The sequence below is a fragment of the Phreatobacter sp. genome (assembly GCF_030691135.1).
Classification (GTDB): Bacteria; Pseudomonadota; Alphaproteobacteria; order Rhizobiales; family Phreatobacteraceae; genus Phreatobacter.
In genome coordinates, this window is the sequence record NZ_JAUYFA010000082.1 from 1 (window position 1) to 9159 (window position 9159).

Consider the following 9159-nt stretch of genomic DNA (forward strand, 5'->3'; position numbering starts at 1 on the left):
ACCAACCACAATGCCAGCGCCGGGAAGGTGACGACGAGGGCGAGCCGCAGGATATCTGCGGCGACGAAGGGGATGACACCGCGATAGGTCGAGAGGATCGGCACGTCCCTGGCGATGGCGGAGATGACGAAGACGTTGAGGCCGATGGGCGGTGCGGTGAGGCCGATGCCGACGACCATCAGCACGAGGATGCCGAACCAGATGGCGATGTCGTCGGGCATCATGCCGAGGTCGAGCGCGGTGACGATGGGGAAGAAGATCGGCAGGGTCAAAAGGATCATGGCGAGTTCGTCCATGACGCCGCCGAGGATGACGTAGAAGACGAGCAGCCCGACGATCACGCCATAGGGCGGCAGGCCCGACTGGGTGACGAACTCGGCGGCGACGCTCGGCAGTTGCGACAGGGCGAGGAAGCCGTTGAAGACCTCGGCGCCCAGAAGGATGATGAAGATCATCGCCGAGGTCTCGGCGGTCTGGATCAGCGAGGCCTTGATCTCCGCCCAGCCGAGGCTGCGCTGCAGGAGCCCTACCGCCAGCATGGCGATGCAGCCGACGGCGGCGCCTTCGGTGGGCGTGAAGACGCCGCCATAGATGCCGCCGACCACCGTGACGGCGATCAGCATGACCGGCCAGACGCCGAGCAGGGCCCGCCAGCGCTCGGCCCATGGCACCCGCGCGACGGCCGGGCCGGCCTTGGGGTCGAGGCGCACCACGATGGCGATGACGACGCAGTAGAAGACTGTCGCCATGAGGCCGGGGATCAGCGCCGCCATGAACAGCTTGGCGATGTTCTGCTCGGTGGTGATGGCATAGACGACGAGGATCACCGAGGGCGGGATGAGGATGCCGAGCGTACCGCCGACCGCGATCATGCCGGTGGCGAAGCCGGGATCATAGCCATAGCGCTTGAACTCCGGCAGCGTCGCCCGGCCGAAGGTGGCGGTGGTGGCCACCGACGAGCCGCAGATGGCGCCAAAGCCGGTGCAGGCGCCGATCAGCGCCATGCCGAGCCCGCCGCGCCAGTGACCGAGGAAGCTCGCCGCTGCCCGGAACAGCGCCGTGGACAGGCCCGACTTCTCGGCCAGCGCCCCCATCAGGATGAACAGCGGGATGACCGACAGCGTGTAATTGGCGAACAGGTGATAGGGCGTCGTCTTCATGTAGTTGAGGAAGATCGGCACGCTGGTGAACCAGGCATAGCCGATGGCGCCCGCCGTCAGCATGGCGAGCCCGATGGGCATCCTGAGCACGAGGAGGACCAGCATCCCGGCAAAGCCGAGGGCGGCGACGGCGGCTCCGCTCATGACGGCTCCCGGGACAGGCGCTGGGCCGAGACGAGGGTGGCGCCGGCGAGGACGAAGGCCATCAGGCCGGTCGCCAGGATCGCCCAGCCGATGGGGATGGCGAGCACCATCGAACTCGTGCGCGAGGCGATGGCGTCAAGCCCGCCGACGATGAGCCGCCAGCCGATCAGCAGCGCGAAACCGGCATAGAGCCCGTCCCACAGCCGGTCGAGGAAGCGGTTCAGCCGGGCCGGCGTCCGCAAGGTGAAGGTGTCGACGAAGACATTGCCGCGATTCAGCTGGCACAGCGGCAGGAAGGCGAAGACCGCCACGGCGGTGGCGATCTGCACCATCTCGAAGTCGCCCTGGACGCCGGACCTGAACAGCCAGCGCAGCAGCACGGAGGTGGTGACCATGAACGCCGCGGCGAGCATGAACAGGCCGCCGAAAATGGCGAGCCCGCGCGCGACGCGGTCGACCAGCCCGGGCGGCGATGCGCCGCCGCCCGTCACCTCTGCCTCACCGGTCATGCGATCAGGCCGCCATATGCTTGGCGACGGCGGCCCGCACGTCGTCGACGATCTTCTGCCCGTCGAGACCCCGCTCCCTGACGCCCCGGATCCACGCCTCCTCCACCGGACGGGTGGCGGCGCGCCACCGGGCCGCCTCGTCCTCGGCGAGGACGGTGATGGTGTTGCGCGGGCGCGCCCTGACCATCTCGCTCACCGCCCGGCCGCGCTCGTCCCACATCTCGCCGGCCATGACCGCGGCCACCATGCCGGAATGGTCGTCCATCACCTTCTTCAGGTCGGCCGGCAGGCCCTCGTACTTCGCCTTGTTCATGGCGAGGATGAAGGTCGCGGTGTAGAGCGTCGGCGAGCCCGGGATCTCCGTATGGTGGTTGACGAGTTCGTGCAGGCGCAGCGCCGGCACGACTTCCCACGGCACCACCGCGCCATTGATCACGCCTTGCGCCAGCGCCTCGGGCACCTGCGGGATCGGCATGCCTATGGCCGTGGCGCCGAGCGCCCTGAGCGCCTCGCCAGCCTGGCGGGTGGGGAACCGCAGCTTCAGCCCGTCGAGATCGGCCCGGGTGCGCACCTGCTTGTTGGAATGGATCAGGCCGTGGTCATGCGCCCACAGGCAGAGCGGCTGGACCTCGGCATAGTCCTTGTAGAAATGCGTCGGGCCGAGCTCCGCCAACACCCTGGAATTGGTGACGCCGCGCTTGCCAGCGATGAAGGGCAGTTCCATCGCCTCCGTCGCCGCAAAGCGGCCGGGCGTGTTGCCCGGCAGGGTCCAGACGATGTCGGCAACGCCATCGCGCGCCTGGTCGAAGAGCTGGGGCGGCGCGCCGCCGAGCTGCATCGACGGGAAGATGTCGATCCTGATGCGGTTGCCGGAGGCCTCCTGCACCTTGCGCGACCAGGGCAAGAGGAAGCGCTGGTGGGCATTCGACACGGGCGGAAGGAAATGGTGAAGGCGCAGCGTGACCTGCGGGGCCTGGCCCCATGCGGTCCGCATCACCGCAGGGGTGGCAACGGCAGCGCCGGCAAGAGCCAGCGCATGGCGGCGGGTAAACGTCATGGCAGATGTCCTCCTTGTCCTGATCACAGCGATCCCTTCGCCGGACCACAGCAGTCGGCGGGGCGCTTGCTCTTTTCTGGAGACCGCAGGCTAGCGGTCCATATTCCGGGCCTTGTTACCTGGCCCGTTTCGCGTGGCGAGAGGCAGAACGCATACGTGGCGATGCTGCCGGACGACCCCGCCTGCCACCTGGTTCACGCATCGAAAGCGTGGATCAACTCCTCGAAAACCTGCCCCGAGACTCTCCCCTTCATGAAAGGGGAAAGGCCTGCGATGACCAATTCATTAGGCGACGCTACCCTATTGCGGTGTCGCTCAGTATAGGGAACCATGAGAAAAACTTGGATTAATCTGGCGGCACCAATGAAAAACAGCGGCGGCTCGGTCTACAGCATTCCGGTCTTCGGGCTCTACGGCCTTGCGGCAGCCAGCGGTGCTGCCGGATATGCCCATATCGAGCCGATCAGTTCGCGGGCACCGGCCAATGACTGGCATATCTCAACGCACCGGCACTCGGAACTCGCCCAGTGCATTCTGGTCACGGCCGGCGGCGGCGACCTCAATATCGAAGGACGCACCGTCGCCATGGAGCCACCCTGGATCGTGTGGCTGCCGGTGGGCGTTGTGCATGGCTTCCGGTTCATACCCGGGACCGAAGGGCTCGTCCTGACCGTGTCCCACGATGTCGTCGACGCGGCCACGCGGGCCGGCCCGGACAGCGGTCGGCTTGCCTATGTCGCGTCGGAACCCCGGTTTGCCGCCTTATCCGCGGCCGGCGAGATCGGCATCGATGTCGCTGGACTCATGACGGCACTCGAGCGCGAGCAGATGCTGCCCCGCACCGGAAGTGACACGGTCATTGGCTCAACCATCAGTCTGCTTCTGGTGGCCATGCTGCGCCTGAAGACGCTCGATACGCTCGACAGCCATCTGGGGTCGGTGCAAGCCTCGGAATTCCGCCGCTTCCGGCAAGTCGTCGAGACTCGGTTTCGCCAACAGCCGACGGTGAGCGAGATGGCGCGAGAACTGGGCATCACCCCCGATCGCCTGCACTCCATCACGACCAAGGCCGTCGGAAAGGGGCCCCTCGCCATTCAGCACGAACGCATCGTTCTCGAATGCAAAAGGGAGCTCATCTACACGCTCAAGCCGATCTCCCAGATCGCATTCGATTGCGGGTTCGAGGACATTGCCTATTTCAGCCGGTTTTTCAGCCGGCATACGGGGACGGCTCCGCGACAGTTCCGCGACCTCCATTCCACCTACAAGATCAGCCATGAAGACCGAACGGCAAGCGCTGGCGATCTTGCCACCTGAGCGATGGCGCCGGCCCGGATCCATCGGCGGTTCACGGTCCCGGTGGGCGAGGTCACCCCAGGACGCTTCCCTGCGGATCCGACGAGGGGGGCCGTCCCGCGCCGCGTGACGACGCGACAGGGCGACCAAGGCCGTGATGAAGCCGAAGACGGTCCTCCCCACTTCGTGATGCGAAAGGGCGCGATGGCGGTCGCACAACCCGTTCGCGTCTGGCGTAGAAGCTTTCACGCATCCCGTGGTCGTCGGCGTCGCCGGCGAGAAGGATGGCGGCGCTGACGGACAACACGGGCGGAAAGTTGCGCCGGCCGGCCGCAGCGTGCCGGCGAAAGAGCGTGGCGCCGCTCGACCGTGTCGTCGCCCGCCGTACCCGCACGCCCCGGGGCGATCCGCCCCGACGACATTTCTTTTGATTTTTTTCGACCCCATGTCGAATCCTGCAGGGCAGCGGCGTCCTTGGGACATCGGAACAACAAGAAAGGCTTCCCGATGAACTCCCTCTCGATCACCTCCCTCTACATCCTGCCGCTCGGCGTCGTCTGGTTCGCCCTCTGGATGGGCGTCAGTTCGGCCCGCTCGGCCCTCGCCTGCTCGATCGGCGACGCGAACAACCCGGCCCTGCTGCAGAAGATCCGCCGCCATGGCAACTTCATCGAGTGGGTGCCGTTCGTCCTGGTGCTGATGATCGTCAACGAGATCCAGGGCACGTCGGCGCCATGGCTCCATGCCGCCGGCGCATTGCTGCTGATCGGCCGCATCGCCCACCCGTTCGGCCTGGCCATCGACAATGCCGGCCATCCTCTGCGCTATGTCGGCAACGGCACGAACATGCTGGCCGTAGTGATCCTGCTCATCTCGCTCGCCCGCCGGGTGATCGGTCTCTGACGCAACTGACGAACCCCGACATCAAGGAACGTTCCCATGAAGTACATGCTCCTGATCTACAACAATCCCGACCTCCAGCCCGCCTATGGCACGCCGGAGTTCCAGGCCATGATGGGCGGCTTCTTCGCTCTCAACGAGCGGCTGAAGGCCGATGGCGTCATCCGCGGCGGCGAGGGCCTGAAGGGCATCGAGACGGCGACGTCACTGCGTGTGCGTGGAGGCAAGGCCGAGACGATGGACGGGCCCTTCGCCGAAACCAAGGAGCACCTCGGCGGCTACTATATCGTCGAAGTGCCTGATCTCGACGCGGCCTTGCGCTATGCAGAGATGATTCCCTCGGCGCATTTCGGCACCATCGAGGTGCGCCCGCTGATGGACTACAATCCCGCGGGTTGAACCATGACTCCAGCCGCCTCTTCGGCCATTGCAGTCACCCATGCACTCGAGACGGTGATGCGCGAGGACAAGGGGCGGCTGGTGTCGGCCCTCATCGCCCGCCTGAAGAACTTCGAACTGGCCGAGGAGGCACTGCAGGAGGCCATGGCTTCGGCTCTCGTCCACTGGAGCCGGAGCGGACTGCCCTCTTCTCCCCATGGCTGGCTGCTGCAGGTCGCATGGCGAAAGGCGCTCGACCGCATCCGTCGCAGCCAGACCGAAACCCGGACCTCGAACGCGATGCAACCCTTCCTCGGCGAAGAAATCGGCGAGGCGCCGGAACATATTTCCGATGAACGCCTGCGTCTGATCTTCACCTGTTGTCACCCGGCGCTCGAACAGAAGAGCCGCGTCGCGCTCACCCTTCGCACGATCTGCGGCCTGACCACCGGCGAGGTAGCGGCCGCATTTCTGGATCAGGAAGCGACGATGGCGCAGCGCCTGTCACGGGCCAAAGCCAAGATCGCGGCGGCGCGCATTCCCTATCGCGTGCCGGAAGCCGATGCGCTCGCCGATCGGCTGCAAGGGGTTCTGGCTGTCATTTATCTGATCTTCAACGCCGGTTACTCGGCGACGCCAGACCGGACGCGCGACTTTGCCCGAGAAGCCGTCTTCCTCGCGCGGCTGCTCAATCAGCTTTGCCCCGGGCAGGCGGAAGTGGAGGGCTGTCTGGCGCTGCTGTTGCTCACCAACGCCCGCAGCGCCGCACGCCTGGCACATGACGGTATCGCGATCTCGCTCGGAGAGCAGGATCGCAGCCTATGGGACGCTGCGGCGACCAGCGAGGGGCTGCTGCTGCTCGACTGCGCCATGCAGCGTCGGGCGCCGGGTCCCTATCAGATCAAGGCTGCAATCGCGGCCTGTCACATGCAGGACGACGGTTCGGACTGGCCGCAGATCCTGGCGCTCTATGACAGCCTGCTGCGATTCGAGCCGACGGCCGTCGTCATGCTCAATCGTGCCATCGCTGCGGCCGAGACCGGCGCTTTGGAAGCCGCCTTGCAGTCGCTGGACGCGCTTGCAGACGATCTCGCGGATTACCAGCCTTTCCACGCGGCACGTGCCGATCTCCTGGAGCGTGCAGGCCGAACAGCCGAGGCGCTGCGCGCCTATGGCACAGCGATCGCGCTTGCCGGTTCGGCAGCGGATGCACGGTTCCTGTCGCGCAAGCGCGACAAGGCGCAGACGGCCCAATCCCCTATCGCTGTGCCTGCAATCCGGCATAGTTCATGCTTCCCGACGGATCACGCGCCGGCGGCGCCGCGGGAGTGAGGGAGTATCCATGACGTTCCGCCAGAGCATCGGCCAGCGGACCCATCTCTTCCGCGACCTGAAGGATCTGATGGCGAAGGCGACGCCGCTGCGCTCCGGCGACCAGCTCGCCGGCATCGCCGCCACCAGCGCCGAGGAGAGCATCGCGGCGCGCATGGCGCTGGCCGACCAGCCGCTGACCCTGTTCCTCACCGAGGCGCTGGTGCCCTACGAGGCCGACGACGTGACGCGGCTGATCATCGACCGACACGATGCCGTGGCCTTCGCGCCGGTGCGGCACCTGACAGTGGGCGGTTTTCGCGACTTCCTGCTGTCGGACGCCGCGACGACCGGGGTTCTCGCCAGTCTCGCGCCGGGCATCACGCCGGAAATGGCGGCCGCCGTCTGCAAGATCATGCGCAACCAGGACCTGATCGCCGTGGCGCGCAAATGCTCGGTGGTGACGCGCTTCCGCAACACGATCGGCCTGCCGGGGACGATGGCGGTTCGGCTGCAGCCGAACCACCCGACCGACGACGCCCGCGGCATCGCCGCCGCCATCGCCGACGGGCTGCTGCACGGCGCGGGAGACGCCACGATCGGCATCAATCCCGCCTCCGACAATCTGTCGACGCTGGCGGACCTTCTGAAGCTCCTCGACGAGGTCATCACCCGTTTCGCCATCCCGACCCAGGGGTGTTTGCTGACTCACATCACCTCGTCGATCGAACTGATCGGGCGGGGTGCGCCGGTCGATCTCGTCTTCCAGTCGGTGGCGGGCACGCAGGCGGCCAATCAGGGCTTCGGCATCACCCTGTCGATCCTGCAGGAGGGGCTGGAGGCCGGGCGTTCGCTGAAGCGCGGCACGGTGGGTGACAATGTGATGTATTTCGAGACCGGCCAGGGCTCTGCCCTCTCGGCCGGCGCCCATCACGGCGTCGACCAGCAGACCCTCGAGGCCCGGGCCTATGCGGTGGCGCGCGCCTACGAGCCGCTGCTCGTCAACACGGTCGTCGGCTTCATCGGGCCGGAATATCTCTATGACGGCAAGCAGATCATCCGGGCGGGCCTGGAGGACCATTTCTGCGGCAAGCTGATGGGCGTGCCGCTCGGTTGCGACATCTGCTACACGAACCACGCTGAGGCCGACCAGGACGACATGGACACACTGCTGACGCTGCTCGGGGCGGCAGGTGTCAGCTACATCATGGGCGTGCCGGGTGCCGACGACGTCATGCTGAACTACCAGTCGACCTCGTTCCACGACCAGCTCTACATCCGCGACGTGCTCAGCCTGAAGCGGGCGCCGGAATTCGCGGGCTGGTTGCAGGCACAGGGCATTACCGGTGCCGACGGCCGCCTGTCGGCGCGGGCCGCCGACGTGCCGCTTCTCGCCGCCCTGATGGGGCTCGCGGCATGAGCGCGGCGATCTGGCGAGAACTCGCGGCGCTGACGCCGGCCCGCATCGGGCTCGGACGGGCGGGTTCGGCGCTGACGACGGCGGAGACGCTGCGCTTCGCCCTCGCGCACGCGCGTGCCCGCGATGCGGTCCATGCCCCCTTCGCCGCCGAAACCGTGGCACAGGAGATTTCAGCGCTGGGTTTGCCGGTGATCGAGGTGGCGAGCGCGGCGCCATCGCGGCAGGCCTATCTGCTGCGCCCCGATCTCGGGCGCCGGCTGGACGCAGCGAGCGAGAAGCGTCTCGCGACCGCCGCCGGCGACCCGGTCGACGTCGCGTTGGTCATCGGCGACGGCCTGTCGTCGAGCGCCGTCCATGCCCATGGCGCGGCGATGGTGGCCGCCCTGCAGCCGCACATCGTCCGGGAGCGCTGGACGCTCGCGCCGGTGGTGATCGCGCGCCAGGCCCGTGTGGCTCTGGGTGACGCGATCGGCGACATGCTCAGGGCGCGGCTGGTGGTGATGCTGATCGGCGAGCGGCCGGGCCTGTCGTCGCCCGACAGCCTCGGTCTTTACCTGACCTACGCGCCCTCCCCCGGCCGCAGCGACGGCGAGCGCAACTGCATCTCGAACATCCATGGCGGCGGCCTGTCGGCGGGCGAGGCGGCGTTCAAGGCGGCGTGGTTGATGCGCGAGGCGCTGGCGCGCCGACTGACCGGCGTCACACTGAAGGAGGAGAGCGGCAACTGGCTTGCGCACGATGCAACGGTCCAACTGACGCTGGCCAGGGATGACGCAGGCTGACGCGACATCAGTGTGGTCAACATTCCGCCGCTCCGCGGTGCGGTTGCGGCATCTGGACGGCAAAAAGCCCCGCCGGGGTGAGCCGTGCGGGGCTTTGGTTTTGGTTGCGGGGGCCAGATTTGAACTGACGACCTTCAGGTTATGAGCCTGACGAGCTACCGGGCTGCTCCACCCCGCGGAAGGCGGTGTCTTTGCGGTACGG

9 protein-coding genes and 1 tRNA gene are annotated in these 9159 nt (G+C 67.0%); 6 read left to right on the forward strand and 4 right to left on the reverse strand.

The annotated features are described in order from the left end of the window. From Q8O26_RS14865 to Q8O26_RS14875, 3 genes are all read right to left on the reverse strand, one after another. A partial coding sequence (locus Q8O26_RS14865; RefSeq protein ID WP_305576933.1) for a TRAP transporter large permease occupies positions 1-1304 on the reverse strand: 1304 nt, incomplete at its 3' end. Further along, positions 1301-1813 carry a TRAP transporter small permease gene (locus Q8O26_RS14870; protein ID WP_305576935.1) on the reverse strand — a complete coding sequence of 171 codons (513 nt, stop codon included), beginning with the start codon at positions 1811-1813 and terminating at the stop codon, positions 1301-1303. The genes Q8O26_RS14865 and Q8O26_RS14870, both read right to left, overlap by 4 nt. A 4-nt stretch (positions 1814-1817) precedes the next feature. Beyond that, positions 1818-2870 carry a TRAP transporter substrate-binding protein gene (locus Q8O26_RS14875; protein WP_305576937.1) on the reverse strand — a complete coding sequence of 351 codons (1053 nt, stop codon included), beginning with the start codon at positions 2868-2870 and terminating at the stop codon, positions 1818-1820. Positions 2871-3200: 330 nt separating this feature from the next. Here Q8O26_RS14875 and Q8O26_RS14880 point away from each other — a divergent pair, with 330 nt between their 5' ends. The 6 genes from Q8O26_RS14880 to eutC all read left to right on the forward strand — a co-directional run bounded on the left by Q8O26_RS14880 (position 3201) and on the right by eutC (position 8957). Further along, the gene (locus tag Q8O26_RS14880) at positions 3201-4187 is read left to right on the forward strand and encodes a helix-turn-helix domain-containing protein (RefSeq protein ID WP_305576939.1); all 987 of its coding nucleotides are present in this window, start codon (positions 3201-3203) and stop codon (positions 4185-4187) included. Positions 4188-4673: 486 nt separating this feature from the next. Further along, complete coding sequence (locus Q8O26_RS14885; protein WP_305576941.1) at positions 4674-5069, forward strand: MAPEG family protein; 396 nt, start codon at positions 4674-4676, stop codon at positions 5067-5069. A gap of 36 nt (positions 5070-5105) precedes the next feature. Further along, positions 5106-5465 carry a YciI family protein gene (locus tag Q8O26_RS14890; protein WP_305576943.1) on the forward strand — a complete coding sequence of 120 codons (360 nt, stop codon included), beginning with the start codon at positions 5106-5108 and terminating at the stop codon, positions 5463-5465. Between the two features lie 3 nt (positions 5466-5468). Further along, a complete protein-coding gene (locus tag Q8O26_RS14895; protein ID WP_305576944.1) occupies positions 5469-6776 on the forward strand; it encodes an RNA polymerase sigma factor in 1308 nt (435 codons plus the stop codon). A 10-nt stretch (positions 6777-6786) separates the two neighbouring features. Beyond that, a complete protein-coding gene (locus tag Q8O26_RS14900) occupies positions 6787-8175 on the forward strand; it encodes an ethanolamine ammonia-lyase subunit EutB (RefSeq protein WP_305576945.1) in 1389 nt (462 codons plus the stop codon). Beyond that, positions 8172-8957: an ethanolamine ammonia-lyase subunit EutC gene (gene eutC / locus Q8O26_RS14905; RefSeq protein WP_305576946.1), complete on the forward strand. Its 786-nt coding sequence runs from the start codon at positions 8172-8174 to the stop codon at positions 8955-8957. The genes Q8O26_RS14900 and eutC overlap by 4 nt, the downstream gene beginning before the upstream one ends. 101 nt (positions 8958-9058) lie before the next feature. On the opposite strand, the gene Q8O26_RS14910 is transcribed toward eutC, so the two are convergent. Then, positions 9059-9135 (reverse strand) — tRNA-Met (locus tag Q8O26_RS14910). Between the last annotated feature and the right edge of the window lie 24 nt (positions 9136-9159).